Raw genomic sequence first — 13,280 nt, 5'->3', positions numbered from 1 at the left:
GACGACAGGCTGTCGTCCCCGCCCGCGCGGGGATCGTCCGTCGGCGATGGAGCGGCTGCTGCTGCTCGCGGAGTCGTCCCCGCCCGCGCGGGGATCGTCCGTGCTGCTGATCTACCCCGACGCTCGGGTCGAGGTCGTCCCCGCCCGCGCGGGGATCGTCCGGTCCTGCGGGCGCTCACGGTCCAGGAACACTGGTCGTCCCCGCCCGCGCGGGGATCGTCCGGCGGGACTGGTCATGACCGGATTCAACTACGCGTCGTCCCCGCCCGCGCGGGAATGTCGCCTGCCACGAGTATGGGCTCTGGGCCAAGTTGCGTGATCAAGTTGTTCCTCGCGACGGACGAGGAGCCCGGTGTGTGATCATTTGCCAGGTGCGATGATCAGGTTCTTGGGGGAATGGCACCGGCGCGGCGCCGACGGCCTACGACGCGCTGCTGCGGCACTTCGCCTCGCACGGGTTCATCGTCGCCGCGGCGAACACCACCCAGTCCGGAACGGGCCGCGAGATGCTGGCAGGCCTGGACTACCTGGCGACGCGCAACGACGCCCCCGGCGACGTCTACGCGGGCAAGGTCGCCCTGACCAGGGTCGGCGCGACCGGGCATTCCCAGGGCGGTGGCGGGGCCATTGCCGCGGCGGCCGATTCCCGGGTGGACACCACGGTGCCCATCGAACCCGGCCCCCAGGGTGACATCGCGGCGCTGCATGGGCCGACGTTCTTCCTCGCGGGCCAGTTCGACTGGATCGTGTCCCCGCGGCTGCTCGTCTACCCGCGCTACCAGAAGGCCACCCACATCCCGGCGGTCTACGGCGAACTGGCGGGCGCGGGCCACTTCACCGCCGCCCGCGACGGCGGTGGTTTCCGCGGACCGGTCACCGCGTGGTTCCGGGCGCAGCTGCTCGGCGACGACCGGGCTCGCGCCGAGTTCTCCGGCACGAACTGCGGCTACTGCGCTTCCCGGGTCTGGCCACGCTTCGAACGCAACGCCCTGGCCCGCTGACAGTGTGGAGGTCCCTTACCCGCGGCCCGAAGACCTGCGGACGGCACCGGGTAAGGGGTCCGTCGGCCAGGACTGCGTGATCACCCCATGCCGCACCCCCGGCCTCAGCGGCACTGTTCTCATCACTGGAGTTCGAAGCGATGAGGAGAGAAGACCATGTGGACCACCGAAGCCATCAACGCCGAGATCGACTACCGGCTCAACGGCACGCGGGACCTCACCAGCAGGCTGCACCTGCACGAGGTCAAGCGCACCGCCCCCGCGTGGATCACGCGGGTGCTGCACCGGGGCGGTCCCCGAACAGGTGAGCGTCCGACCCGATGACCCAGCGGCCAGTGCGGCCAGTGCGGCCGAGTGCGTCGCGTCCACTCCGGGAAGGTGAGGTCAGCTCAGCGACCACCGCTGGGTCGCCGAGCCGGTGTCGGCCTGCTGGGTGAGCACGGAGCCGTCAGGGGTTCCCGCCGCCGTCAGCGTCAGACCGCTGGACTTCGACGTGATCCGGTATGCGCCTGCGACTGGGGTCAGCCGCCACTTCTGGTTGTCGCCGGTGCCACAGGTCCACTGGATGACCCTGGCGCCCGCGGTGGTGGAGTTGCCCTCGATGTCGATGCACAGCCCCGACTTCACGTTCTTGACCGCGTACTCCCCGGCCGCGTCGCGGGTGAACACCCACTGCTGGTTGGCGCCGCCGTGGCGGGTCCAGATGATCAGCTGGGTGCCGGTGCCGGTGGAGCCGCCGGGGACGTCGACGACCTGGGTTGTCCCTGCCCGGGCGATCTCGTGGGTCCCGCCGATGGTCGACGCCGGTGTCACGGTCAGGTCGTCGCAGGCCGCCGAGCCCGCGGTGGGCAGGTAGCAGTAGACCGTGGCCGAGGTCGCTGTCGCCGAGGTGGTGAACGACTGGCTCAGCTGGGTCCAGCCGGTGGCCGAGGTGGTCGCGAACACCTCCGACCCGCCGAAGCCCTTCACCCCCAGGTTCGTGGCCACGCCGCTGGTGCGGACCCAGCCCGAGTAGGTGTAGGCGGTGTTCGGGCCCAGCCCGGTGACCAGCCGCTCGACCGTGGCGAACGACCCGGCCGGGGCCGCCAGCGCCGCCGCCTGGGTCCCGCTGTGCGGGTTGGTCGTGGTCACCGAGGCGTTGCGGCTCGACCAGTCGGTCAGGCCGGACTCGAAGCCACCGTTGGACAGCAGACCGCACTCGACCGCGGCGCCGCCGTACGCGCCGATGTTCGGCGTGCCGGACAGCGCGGTGCCGAAGTAGTCCCGGCCGCCGTTACCCGCCACCACCGCGCCCGCGCCCAAGGCGGGCGAGCCCGCGCACAGCCGGTACCCGTCCGCGTGTGCCTGGTCGGTCGCGGTGCCCGCGGCGGAAAGCCTGGGGTCACTGGTGATCCCCGCGCCCGCGGGAGCGCCGGAGACGTTGACGAGGTCGTTGTGGTCGAGGGTGTACCCGCCGCTTCGCAACGTCATGGACGCCGTGCCGGACCCGCTCTTGACCACGATGTTGTTGCGGAACACCACGGTGCGCCGGGTCGTGTTGTTCTCTTGGATCACCGACTGGCTGATCCCGGGCCCGATGTAGATCGTGTTGTTGTAGACCTCGGCGGACTCGATCAGACCACCGCAGTTCTCGACGCCGCGGTGGGAGTCGTTCTGACTGAGGTTGTACCGCACGATCGCGCCCCTCAGGATGCCGGTCGCGTTGCACAGCAACATGAACCCGCCCGCGTTGTCGTGGCTGTAGTTGTACTGGAAGACCGTCCCGATCGTGCCCTGGTCGACGTCGTACCCCATGCCGTCGCGGGTGGTCTGCCCGCCGGTCGCCTCGTTGAACTGGAACACGGCGTTGTCGGAGTCGTAGGTCCACATCCCCGCGTTGTAGCCTGCCGAGCGCTTCTGGAACCCGTTGACGTAGTTGCGCTCGATCAGCGCGCCGGTGGTGTTGCCCGCGACGATGCCATCGCCGCCGAGGTCCTCCAACCGGTTGCCGCTGATGACCACCCGCGGCCACGGGATGAACTCGCCCGCGCTGCCCGTCTCGAAGCCCGACCGGTTCCAAGTGGACACCATGAAGATGCCCGCACGGTCGACCGACCGGACGGTGTTGTTCCGGATGGTCAGGTCGTCGAACCAGGTCCTGACCGTGTTGCCGCCGATGGCGAGGTAGATCCCACCACTGCCGCCGAGGTCCTTCTTGTCCTCGCCGTTGACGTGGTGGATGTCCAGGTTCTCCAACACGATGTGGCTCGCCGCGCCGAAGTCGGTCAGCTCGACCGACACCCCGCGGCGCATGGCCACGGTGGCCCCGGTGTTGGTGATCTCCAGGTTGCGGATCTCCCAGTGCTGCTGGTTCACCAGCCGCACCGCCTTCGGCACTCCCCCGCCTGCGATCAGCGGCTTGGCGCCGGAACCATAGGCGTCCACGGTGATCGGGCTGCCCGCGGCACCGGAACCCTGGGGCGCGAGCGACCCGGCGCAGGTCGTGCCCCGCTTGATCAGGATGCGGTCGCCGGGGCCGAAGGTCGTGGCGCTCACCTTGGCGAGCGTGCGCCAGGCGGTGGTCTCGCCCGTGCCCGCGGCGGCGTCACTGCCCGCCGCGCAGTCGAGGTGGTAGGTGGTGGCTGTCGGCTCGGCGACGGCGGGGACGGCGCCGAGTACGAGCAGCACAGCGGTGCCGAGCAGGGATCGGACACGCATCAGGGGTTTCCTCCGACTTTCTTCCGCGCTGAGCAGGTCATGGGTTGACGAAGGTCCACGACTGGCCGTTGCCCGCCACGGGAGCGGCCTGGGTGAGCCCGTCGCCTGCCGCGGTGAGCACCTTGCCGCTCGACTTCGCCACCAGGCGGTCCCAGTCGGTGCGGGTGAACGCCCCGTCGGTCGTGGCCAGCCCAGCGAACCGCGGGTTGTCACTGGCCAGACGGAACGCGGAGTACGCCTTCGACCAGTCGCCGCCGGGCGCGGTGATCTCGTTGTCGTTGAGGTGCAGCTGGAAGGTGTTGAGCTTGAACCAGCTCATGTGCCGGACGTAGTGGCGGACGAAGTCCTGGTCGAACCAACGCCGCCCGACGTCGAGCATGAAGCCGCGCACGGCCACGTTCGGCCAGTCCACCAGCGAGCCGACCGGGACCGCGGCCTCGGCGCGTCCCTCCAGGGTCAGCATCTGCAACAGGGTCCCGGTTCCCCAGTAGACGCCCACCGGCGTGCGGCTGGTGATCGTCACCCGCTCATCGGCCGCCGGCGGGGTCGAGCACGATCTTCGTGTCCGGGCCGAGTCGCAGCAGCCCGACGCCGCCGGTCCACTGCTGAACGGCGGGCACGACCTGAGGGGCGGCGTTGACCGCGACCCCTGCTCGGGCCGAGGCGGACACGGCCGCCGAGGACAGGATCGCCAACGCGGCCACGGAGAGGGCGGTGCCACGAGCAATGGTCTGAACCATTCGCCGATATTCGCCGCCGCACGGGGCGGTGTCAAGGAAGTTGCGACGAGCGGAGCATCCGTCCACGCACGACGCCAGAACTGGCGGAATTTGTTTTGCACCAACATATTTGCGAACACGCGAGCACGCGCCATGGAATGTCCACAGTGGAGCGCACACTCGGGCCGGGCGCCTCACGACCGGGTGCGGCACTGACGAACTATCCACCATGGGGCGGCGCAGGGTCAAGAGTACAACTGGACTTTTATGAATGAATCGTGCAGGTTTCGAGCAGTTTCATGCAGTCGTCGTTGATCGTGTCGCACGAGGCCAGGGTTGGGCGATACTCCATTCGGATGACCTACTCGCTGGACGGTGGCCATGCCCGACCCGCTCGTCGACGCGCGCGCCGCGTATGGGCGTGGGGACTGGTCCGCGGCCAAGCGCCTGTTCCTGGACGCGGGTGAACTCGGTCCCGCCGACCTGCACGCGCTCAGCGATGTCGAGTGGTGGCTGGGGCACGTCCAGCAGGCGCGGGTCGCGGCGGAGGCGGCCTTCGCGGGATTCGAGCGGGCAGGCGCTCCGCGTCAGGCGGCGATGGCCGCGCTCGACCTGGCGGGACTGCACTTCCTGCGCGGGGAGGAAACATCCGGCTCCACGTGGCTCACCCACGCGCACCGGGTGCTGCACGACCACTCGGACAGCGTGGAAAGCGTTTACCTCGACTACCTGGAGCAGGTCGAGTCCGCTCTGGCGGGCTGGGAGTCGGCCGCGGTCATCGACTCGGCCACGCGGCTGCGCGAGCGCGCCCAGGCGCACGGCGACCCCAACCTGATCGCGATGACGACCATGGCGCAGGGGCGTGCCATGGTCCGGCAGGGCCGGGTGGCCGCGGGGTTCGCGCTCGTCGAGGACTCGATGGCCGCGGCGCTCGCGGGCGGGCTGAAGCCGGAGTGGATCGGCTACCTGTACTGCAACCTGGTCAGCGCCTGCCACGAACTCGCCGACCTGGCCCGGATGCGGGTGTGGACCGAGGCGCTGAGTGCCTGGTGCTCGACCCTGCCCGCCGAGGCCGTCTTCAGCGGGATCTGCCAGGTGCACCAGGCCCAGCTCCGCCAGGTCCGGGGCGACTGGGCGGGATCGGAGGCCGACGCCGCGCGGGCGGGCGCACACCTGTGCGAGCTGTCCGCGGAGGGCACCGCCGAGGCGCATTACGTGGTGGCCGAGGCGCGTCGGCTGCGCGGCGATCTCACCGGCGCCGAACAGGCCTACCTGATGGCACACGAGTTCGGGCGCGATCCGCAGCCGGGGATGGCACTGCTGCGGCTCGCCCAGGGCCGCCCGGACGTCGCGCTGCGGTCCATCCACGCGGCGCTGACCGCGGAGGACCGCGGGACGCTGCGGCGGGTTCGGCTGTGTTCGGCGGCGGTGGAGATCGCCTTGGCCGCCTCCGCCGTCGACGTCGCGCGCAAGGCGGCCGACGAACTCGACGAAGCCGCCCGCGACTACGACAGCTCCGGTCTGCGGGCGATGGCGTGGCACCGCGCAGGGCGCGGTCCGGCTCGGTGAGGGGCAGCCGGAGGAGGCTCTGCCGATGCTGCGCCGCGCCTGCGCGCAGTGGCGCACACTGGGCGCGTCCTATGACTGCGCCCGGGTCCGGCTGCTGCTCGCCGAGGCGTACGACGCCCTCGGCGACCGCGACGCGAGCGGGCGGGAACGGGCCGCCGCGAAGTCGGCGTTCACCCGGCTCGGCGCGCCGGTCACCTCAGCCAACCCCGACGGGCTGACCGCCCGCGAGGTCGACGTGCTCGCCCTCGTCGCGGCGGGCAAGTCCAACCGGGAGGTCGCCGCCGAACTGGTGCTCAGCGACAAGACCGTGGCCCGGCACCTGGCCAACATCTACCTCAAGCTCAACCTGTCGTCCCGCACGGCCGCCGCGGGCTACGCGTTCGACCATGGGCTCGTCGCCCGCACCGATGCGTAGTTCGAACCAGCGGACCGACTTCGCTTGCATAGTTCGGTGGAAGCAGGCGGTTCCCCCGCCCACCTAGCGTCGATTCGACACATCGACCGAGGAAGGCCACCGCCATGAGCACACCCACCATCGACGAAAGCAAGGTCGAGGAGTTCGCGGGCACCCTGTTCGACACCTACTCCAAGTCGCTGCTCACCTTCATGATCGACATCGGCCACCGGACCGGGCTGTTCGACGCCGCGGCGCAGGGCCCGGCGACCAGCGCCGAACTGGCCGCCCGCGCGGGACTGCAAGAGCGGTACGTGCGTGAATGGCTCGGCGCGCTGACCACCGGGGGCGTGTTCGAGTACGACCCCGGCACCGCCGCCTACACGCTGCCCGCCGAACACGCGCTGTGCCTGTCCGGTGGAGGTTCGGCCAACCTCGCCCCGACGAGTCTCATCACCGCGTTGCTCGGCTCCCACCTCGACGAGTTGGTCACCGCGTTCCGCGAGGGCGGCGGCGTCTCCTACGACCGCTTCCGGCCGCGGTTCACCTCCGTCATGGACGGCATGAGCCGCGGCTACTTCGACGGGCAGCTGATCGACGGCGTGCTGCCGCTGACCGGCGACCTGCCCCTGCGGCTGGACGCGGGGATCCGGGTCGCCGACATCGGCTGCGGCACCGGCCACGCGGCGAACCTGCTCGCGGCGGCCTACCCCGCCTCGGAGTTCGTCGGCTACGACCTCGGCGCCGACGCGGTCGACCAGGCCCGGGCCGAGGCGGCGAGCATGGGCCTGACCAACGTCCGCTTCGAGGTCCAGGACGTCGCCGCACTGCCGTCGGCCCCACCGTTCGACGCGGTGTTCGCGTTCGACGCCATCCACGACCAGGCCGACCCGGCGGGCGTGCTGCGCGCCATCCACGCGGCCTTGGCGCCTGGTGGCGTCTTCGTCATGTTCGACACCAAAGCGTCGAGCAACCTCGAGGACAACGTCGGAAACCCGATCGCGCCACTGCTCTACTCGGTCAGCGTGCTGCACTGCATGACCGTGTCCCTGGCCGTAGGCGGCGCCGGACTGGGCACCGCGTGGGGACAGCAACTCGCAAGCCGCATGCTCGACGACGCGGGATTCGACCTCGTCTCGATCAGCGACGTGCCCGACGACCCGATGGACTGCCTGTACGTCGCCGGCAAGCGGTGACGTCGTCAACTCCGCCGCACAAGATCGGCGGCGGCGTCCTCCCACCGGGCGAAGTCGAAGTCGAACCCGGCGTCGAGCAGGCGCCGGGGGACGACGCGGCGGCTCTTGAGCAGCAGCTCGGTGTCGGACCGCAGGGCGAACGCGCCGATCTCGGCCATCCACTTCGTCGCGGGCAGCCCGACCGGCATCCGCAGGGCCGTGCGAAGGATGCGCATGAACTCGCGCTGCGGAACCGGATTCGGTGCGGCGAGGTTGACCGGCCCGCTCAGGTCGTCGCGGGTGAGGAGGAAGTCGACGGCGCGGAGAAAGTCCTGGCTGTGGATCCAGGAGACGTACTGCCGTCCGCCCGCCACCGGCCCGCCGAGGCCGAGCCGGGCCATCCGGGACAGCACGTCGAAGACGCTGCCCTGGTCCGGGCTCATCACCATGGCGGTCCGCAGCGCCACCTTGCGGGTCCGCTGGGTCGACGCCTGTTCCTGCGCGAGTTCCCACCGCTTGGCGATCTCGGCGCTGAACGCCCAGTACTCCGGCACACCTCGCTCGGCGCCGGCGATGACGCCGGTTTCCTCGTCGTTGGCGGCGTCGAACCGGTGGGCGTAGATCGTCGCGGTGCTCATCTGCAGCCACACCCGCGGCGGTGTCGCGGCCCCGGCGATGGCTTCGCCGACCGCCCGCGCGGAGTGCACCCGCGAGTCCATCATCTCCCGCAGGTTCGCCTCGGTGTACCGGCAGCTGACGCTGCGCCCGGCCAGGTTGACCACCGCGTCGCAGCCGTCGATCTCCGCCGCCCAGGCGCCGACCGTGCGCCCGTCCCAGGCGACGGAACGAACCCCACCCCCGAGGTCGACCCCGGCCCGCCTGGTGAGCACGACGACGTCGTGTCCAGCCGCCGCGAGCGCCCGACTCAGAAATCCCCCGGCATTCCCGGTCCCACCGGGCAACACGATCTTCATGAATACCCCCAAGACCACGCTACCGCCGAACCCGCCTGCAGCGCGGTGACCCGCGGCACCGCTGCGACGAGAGGTGCTCAGGTCGCCGAGTGCTCGCCACGGCCGCTCACGACCCAGGTGGCGATCTGGGTGCGGGTGCTGAAGCCAAGGGTGGTCAGGATGTGGTCGACGTGCGATTCCGCCGTGCGGACGGAGATGGTCAGCGCGTCGGCGATCTCGCGGTTGGTCTTGCCCTCGGCGATGAGGTCGGCGACCTGGTTCTGCCGTCGGGTGAGGGTCCGCTCCAGCTTCGCCAGGCGCTGGGCACGCGCCGGCCGCTCATCGAGAGCGACCGCGATGGCTTCGGCGGCCGTGAGCCGGGCACCGAGCCGGTAGGCAGCAGTGAAGGACTCCTCGCCGATCGCGGTGTGCGCCGCGGCGCGGTGGCGGGCGTGGACGTCGGACTCCCACCCGCTGGTGATCATGGCGGCGTTGGCGTGGCCGATCTCGTCGGTGGCGCCGTCGAGCAGGGCGGCGTGGATGGCGTCGCCCTGGGCGGCGGCGATCGAACTCAGCAGCCGCAGCCCGTCGACGACGCACGTCTGGTCGTCGAGGTCCCTGGCGAGCCGCAGGCTCTCCCTTGCCAACTCGGCGGCTTCGGCCGTCTCGCCGTCCTCAAGGCGCAACATCCCGAGGTTCCACAGCCCGACGGCCCGCCGCGCCGTGTACCCGTATTCGGCCGCCATCGGCAGCGCCTCGCGCAGCAGGGCCTCGGCCCGCCGCGGCTCCCCGGCGGCGCCGTACGTGTGGGCGAGGACGATTCGGCAGCTCAGCATCGCGTACGGGCGGTACGCCCGTTCCCACTCCGAGGTGGGCTCCCAGTTCTCGAACCAGGCCAGCACCCGAGCCAGGATCGCGGCCGCCGCCGCGGGCCTGCCCGCGAAGAGGTGCAACGTGGCCCGAGAGCGTTGGATGAGGATCGACTCGAGCCCAGAGTGGAGCCCGAGTTCGTCGATGACCTGTTCGGCCTCGTCGAGGAACCCGGTCGCGGACTGCCCGGCCCGCAGGACCGGCAGCCACACGCGGTCGCACAGCGCCCGCGCCCGCTCGCGGCTCGGCGTGGGGTCGGCGGCGAGGAGCCGGTCGAGCCACCGGGCGCCCTCGGCGGACGCCTTCGCCGACCAGTAGGTGAGCATGGCCGCGGCCATGCGCATGCCCGCTCTGGCCTCGCCGGGCTCGGTGGCGCAGAACTCCAGTGCCGCGCGCAGATTGCCGCGTTCGCGCAGACCCCGCGCCGCCGCGGCCCCGGGGGTGCCCACGAGGTACTCCAGCCGCAGGGTCGCGAGGAGGTCGGCGTAGAAGTCCCGGTGCCGACGCCGGAGGGCCGCCGCCTCGTCGTCGGCCAACTGCCGCATGCCGAAATCCCGCAGGGTCTCCAACATGACGTACCGCGTCTGCTCGTCGCCCTCGGCGCTCAGGATCGACTTGTCCACCAACGAATCCAGCACGTCGACGACCGCGTCCGCGGGAAGATCGTCGCCCACCACGACGGCCTCGACCGCGTCGAGTTCGAACCCGCCGGAGAAAAGCGCCGCCCTCGCCCACATCGCCCCGCTCGGCCGGATTGCACAGCGCATGGCTCCACTCGACGGTCGCCTGCAGCGTCTGGTGCCGGGCGGGGCCGACGCGGCGGCCCAGGGTCAACAGCCGGAACCGGTCCCCCAGCCGGTCGACGATCTCCTCGGCCGACAGCGACCGCAGCCGCACCGCCGCGAGTTCGATCGCCAGCGGGATGCCGTCGAGCCGCCGGCACAGGGCGGCGACAGCAGCGTAGTTGTGTTCGTCGACGTGGAAGTCGGACCGGACCGCCCGCGCACGGTCGATCAACAGGCTGGTCCCGTCGTAGGTCAGGACCTCGGCGACCGACGTCACCGCCTCCGGGTCCGGCACCGCCAGCGGCGGCACGACGAACCCGGCCTCACCGACCACGCCCAGGGATTCCCGGCTGGTCGCCAGGACGTGCACCCGCGGCGCGGCCCGCGTGATCCGGTCGACCAGCTTGGCCACCGCGTCCACCAGGTGCTCGCAGTTGTCCAGCACCAGCAGGACGTGGGCGTCGGCCAAGTGCTCCAGCAGCGCGTCCGCGATGTTGCCGTGGGCCGGGTCGGCCACGTCGAGCTGGGCGGCGACCGTGTGCGCCAGCAGCGCCGGGTCCCGCAGCTCCGCCAGCTCCACCAGCCGGACCTGCCCGCCGAACGGCCGGCCCAGCTGCTCGGCGACCCGCAGCGCCAGCCGGGTCTTGCCCACGCCACCGGGCCCGGTCAGCGTGACCAGCCGCGACTCGCCGAGCAGCTGGCGGAGTTCCGCGACCTGCGGCCCGCGTCCCACGAAGCTGGTCACGTCGACGGGCAAGCGCGGCTGGTCTTGACGGGTCACAGGCGTCAAAATACGCCCGAACGGCGCAGTGGGCCGGTTTAAGATCGGTGTCCGCACACGACAGATCATCGGAGACGCCGCCGTGATCGCCGTGGCGATCATCGCAGTGCTCGGGTTCGAAATCCGGCTCCGGTTGGGCTACGGCAAGCCAACACCCGCCGGTCGTGGCGATCCTGACCACCTTCGACTCCGACAAGCACGTCGCGGCGGCGCTGGGGGCCGGGTCGGCCGGATTCATCCTCAAGGACACCGACCCACACCAACTCCCCCACCTGATCCGCACCCTGGCCGAGGGGCAGGCTGCACCTGAGCGTGGGCACGGTCAAGGACGAGGTCAGCACCATCCTCGCCAAGCTGGGGGTCGGGAATCGAATCCAGGCGGCCCAGCATGCCCAGCGGGCCGGGCTCGTCGGCTAGCTCACTCCGCGTGACCAGCGGGTGCCTGCCGCAAATGTGCGCCAACTCCCACTACCCCGACATTCGTCGGGGTAGTGTTCATAATGTAACAAGAACCGGCCCTACTATCGTAGGTATTCGACCCGCCGATCGTCGGTAATCGTCCATCCGATCGGCTGCCATTTTCACCACAGAGAATTCAGCCGCGAGTCAAATCCGCGCCTGCGAGGGCGTCGACCACCGCCATCCACTCAGTCCGGGCGTCCCGCACCGACCGATTCATTTCCACGTGCAGGAACAGCGAGCCCGAGCCCGCGGCGGCGATTCCCTGCTTGTTGCGGGTCCCCTCCAGCCTGCCGCAGGACCTCTCCCAGGGCAGACACACCGCCAGGCCCGCGTCGGACATGCGCTCCGCGACCCTTCGGGCGACGGGCCCTGGGCTGTCCACACCCACCGACAGGACGACCTCCTCGCCGGGCAGGCTCGCGTCGTCGAAGCCGTGCAGCTGCACCTGGGCGACACCGCGCTCGGCGAAGTCCGTGGCCAGCGCGTGGAACATCGAGTCGGCGCGGTGGGCGACGTCACCCGCGCCGTTGGCGACCTTGCGGTGCGTGCCGGACACGGCCAGCAGCGAGCCCGGCACGGCCCGCCACAGCGCCAGGCCCATCTCCTCGGTCCGCAGGTCATAGTTGGGATGCGGCACCTCGACGAGCAGTCGCGTGGGCTCGCTGAGGTCGACCAGGTAGAGCCCCCAGGCCCGGCCGTCAGTCCGCGTGTCGACCACCTGCGCGAAGCGCCTGCCGGTGGCCGGGTCGACGCGCGCGGTGATCGAGAACCCCAACGCGCGCAGGTCGTCGGCGGCTTCGGCGGAGGCGAGCACGCGCAGCCCGCGCAGGAACGCCCGCCGCTCGGCGGCGACCGGTGGGCGGTAGGGCGCGTCCGGTCGCAAGCCGCCCGCGTAGTCGCGCACCACGTCGACCAGGTCGGCCCCCTCGGGCGAAGTCGGACCCGGCTCGTCGGGGGTGGCGATGAACAGGAGGAATGCCGCGGCGACCACCAAGGCGACGGCCACCGCAAGCAACCTGGATAGCCGGATCGACGAACTCACATTCGCGAAACTATCCCACCCCGCTGGTTTTCCCACCATCGTCCGACTGTGAACGAGCCTGTAATACAGTCCCCATCGCATCCACCCATCCGGGTAACGAACACTCGCAATGCCACTCCGTGTGACCGGATGGCGATGTCTGGGAGAAACGGTGACCAGAAGTGCTCGGGGGAAATCCGGCAGACGCGTCCTCGCGTCGCAAATGCCCGAAAGCGGCTTCCCAGCCGGCGTGGGCGTGGCCTCGACGGCGGCCGCGCTGTCGCTGACAGTGCTCGCGTGCCTGTCGGTGCTGCTACTCGGCGTGCCGGACGACAGCAAGGTTCCGGCCGCAGTCACCGAGTCCCAGCGGCACCTCGTCGAAGGCGTGGGGCAGACGCTGGGGGCGGCCATCGGGCAGAACGCCGACGACCTGCGGGTGGCGGTCACAGTGCCGTCCGTGGGTCCCAACGAGCTGCTCACCCGGTTGGCCAAGGTGCGCAAGTGGCGGGGCGCGGTGGTGCTCGACGGGCCGGGCCGGACCATGCTCGCGGCGATGGGAGAGCCAGTGCCGATCGAGGTGCTGCCCCCGTCGGTCGCCGACGCGGCGGTCGCACCGGTCTCCGACGCCGACGGAAATCTGCGCGCGGTGACCGCGATCGCGCTGCCCGGTGACCGGCTGCTCGTCGCCACCAGCCGCGCCCGGCTGCCGCGCGTCGACCTGCACCAGGGCCTGGTCGTGGTGACCAAGACCGGCCAGGTGGTCGAATCCCGCGGCCCGGTTCCCGAGCAGGCGATGCCGCTGGTCGCCCAAGCGGGCGCGGCGGCCACCGCGGGCGGGCGCGGCACCCTGCAC

Annotated in this window: 13 protein-coding genes and 1 pseudogene; 7 read left to right on the top strand and 7 right to left on the bottom strand. The window is 70.9% G+C overall.

Annotated features, from left to right (window positions below):
• From ACRDSQ_RS27285 to ACRDSQ_RS27275, 3 genes are all read left to right on the top strand, one after another.
• Positions 1–319 (top strand): hypothetical protein (locus tag ACRDSQ_RS27285; RefSeq protein ID WP_431424927.1); only part of this gene is annotated, 319 nt, incomplete at its 5' end.
• Between the two features lie 187 nt (positions 320–506).
• On the top strand, positions 507–1,001 hold the full coding sequence (locus ACRDSQ_RS27280) for a hypothetical protein (protein WP_431424925.1): 495 nt from the start codon (positions 507–509) through the stop codon (positions 999–1,001).
• Positions 1,002–1,157: 156 nt separating this feature from the next.
• A complete protein-coding gene (locus ACRDSQ_RS27275; RefSeq protein WP_431424923.1) occupies positions 1,158–1,325 on the top strand; it encodes a hypothetical protein in 168 nt (55 codons plus the stop codon).
• Between the two features lie 60 nt (positions 1,326–1,385).
• Here ACRDSQ_RS27275 and ACRDSQ_RS27270 read toward each other — a convergent pair whose 3' ends face one another.
• Genes ACRDSQ_RS27270 through ACRDSQ_RS27260 form a run of 3 tightly spaced genes read right to left on the bottom strand, consistent with a single transcriptional unit; the run spans position 1,386 to position 4,438 of the window.
• The gene (locus ACRDSQ_RS27270) at positions 1,386–3,698 is read right to left on the bottom strand and encodes an RICIN domain-containing protein (protein ID WP_431424922.1); all 2,313 of its coding nucleotides are present in this window, start codon (positions 3,696–3,698) and stop codon (positions 1,386–1,388) included.
• A 37-nt stretch (positions 3,699–3,735) separates the two neighbouring features.
• Positions 3,736–4,221: a family 20 glycosylhydrolase gene (locus ACRDSQ_RS27265; RefSeq protein ID WP_431424920.1), complete on the bottom strand. Its 486-nt coding sequence runs from the start codon at positions 4,219–4,221 to the stop codon at positions 3,736–3,738.
• Between the two features lie 4 nt (positions 4,222–4,225).
• The gene (locus tag ACRDSQ_RS27260) at positions 4,226–4,438 is read right to left on the bottom strand and encodes a hypothetical protein (protein WP_431424919.1); all 213 of its coding nucleotides are present in this window, start codon (positions 4,436–4,438) and stop codon (positions 4,226–4,228) included.
• A 360-nt stretch (positions 4,439–4,798) separates the two neighbouring features.
• On the opposite strand from ACRDSQ_RS27260, the gene ACRDSQ_RS27255 reads away from it, so the two are divergent.
• From ACRDSQ_RS27255 to ACRDSQ_RS27245, 3 genes are all read left to right on the top strand, one after another.
• On the top strand, positions 4,799–5,986 hold the full coding sequence (locus tag ACRDSQ_RS27255; RefSeq protein WP_431424917.1) for a hypothetical protein: 1,188 nt from the start codon (positions 4,799–4,801) through the stop codon (positions 5,984–5,986).
• A 25-nt stretch (positions 5,987–6,011) separates the two neighbouring features.
• Positions 6,012–6,401 (top strand): response regulator transcription factor, encoded by a 390-nt coding sequence (locus tag ACRDSQ_RS27250; RefSeq protein WP_431424915.1) that lies wholly within the window; start codon positions 6,012–6,014, stop codon positions 6,399–6,401.
• A gap of 104 nt (positions 6,402–6,505) precedes the next feature.
• A complete protein-coding gene (locus tag ACRDSQ_RS27245; protein ID WP_431424914.1) occupies positions 6,506–7,576 on the top strand; it encodes a class I SAM-dependent methyltransferase in 1,071 nt (356 codons plus the stop codon).
• A gap of 5 nt (positions 7,577–7,581) precedes the next feature.
• Here the strand turns inward: ACRDSQ_RS27245 and ACRDSQ_RS27240 are convergent, their stop codons facing one another.
• From ACRDSQ_RS27240 to ACRDSQ_RS27225, 4 genes and pseudogenes are all read right to left on the bottom strand, one after another.
• Positions 7,582–8,529, bottom strand: coding sequence for a TIGR01777 family oxidoreductase (locus ACRDSQ_RS27240; RefSeq protein WP_431424912.1), 948 nt, complete (start codon positions 8,527–8,529; stop codon positions 7,582–7,584).
• A gap of 77 nt (positions 8,530–8,606) precedes the next feature.
• The gene (locus ACRDSQ_RS27235; protein ID WP_431424911.1) at positions 8,607–10,145 is read right to left on the bottom strand and encodes a LuxR C-terminal-related transcriptional regulator; all 1,539 of its coding nucleotides are present in this window, start codon (positions 10,143–10,145) and stop codon (positions 8,607–8,609) included.
• 445 nt (positions 10,146–10,590) lie between these two features.
• Positions 10,591–11,013: pseudogene (locus ACRDSQ_RS27230) on the bottom strand (AAA family ATPase); the annotation flags it as partial.
• A 526-nt stretch (positions 11,014–11,539) separates the two neighbouring features.
• Entirely contained in the window at positions 11,540–12,448 is a 909-nt protein-coding gene (locus ACRDSQ_RS27225; RefSeq protein ID WP_431424910.1) for a hypothetical protein, read from the bottom strand.
• Positions 12,449–12,677: 229 nt separating this feature from the next.
• Between ACRDSQ_RS27225 and ACRDSQ_RS27220 the strand changes: the two genes are divergently transcribed.
• On the top strand, positions 12,678–13,280 hold a 603-nt coding region (locus tag ACRDSQ_RS27220; RefSeq protein ID WP_431424909.1), incomplete at its 3' end, for a hypothetical protein.

This window comes from Actinokineospora sp. (assembly GCF_050699995.1).
Lineage (GTDB): Bacteria > Actinomycetota > Actinomycetes > Mycobacteriales > Pseudonocardiaceae > Actinokineospora.
The sequence above is the reverse complement of the archived record's forward strand: the minus strand, read 5'-3'. Positions and strand labels throughout refer to the sequence as shown.

What these genes read in the sequence shown, in the direction of transcription:
- ACRDSQ_RS27280 (WP_431424925.1), top strand. Translation starts at nt 507, where the DNA reads ATGCTGGCAGGCCTGGACTACCTGGCGACGCGCAACGACGCCCCCGGC.
- ACRDSQ_RS27260 (WP_431424919.1), bottom strand. Translation starts at nt 4,438, where the DNA reads ATGGTTCAGACCATTGCTCGTGGCACCGCCCTCTCCGTGGCCGCGTTG.
- ACRDSQ_RS27240 (WP_431424912.1), bottom strand. Translation starts at nt 8,529, where the DNA reads ATGAAGATCGTGTTGCCCGGTGGGACCGGGAATGCCGGGGGATTTCTG.
- ACRDSQ_RS27255 (WP_431424917.1), top strand. Translation starts at nt 4,799, where the DNA reads ATGCCCGACCCGCTCGTCGACGCGCGCGCCGCGTATGGGCGTGGGGAC.
- ACRDSQ_RS27245 (WP_431424914.1), top strand. Translation starts at nt 6,506, where the DNA reads ATGAGCACACCCACCATCGACGAAAGCAAGGTCGAGGAGTTCGCGGGC.
- ACRDSQ_RS27250 (WP_431424915.1), top strand. Translation starts at nt 6,012, where the DNA reads ATGCTGCGCCGCGCCTGCGCGCAGTGGCGCACACTGGGCGCGTCCTAT.
- ACRDSQ_RS27235 (WP_431424911.1), bottom strand. Translation starts at nt 10,145, where the DNA reads ATGCGCTGTGCAATCCGGCCGAGCGGGGCGATGTGGGCGAGGGCGGCG.
- ACRDSQ_RS27275 (WP_431424923.1), top strand. Translation starts at nt 1,158, where the DNA reads ATGTGGACCACCGAAGCCATCAACGCCGAGATCGACTACCGGCTCAAC.
- ACRDSQ_RS27270 (WP_431424922.1), bottom strand. Translation starts at nt 3,698, where the DNA reads ATGCGTGTCCGATCCCTGCTCGGCACCGCTGTGCTGCTCGTACTCGGC.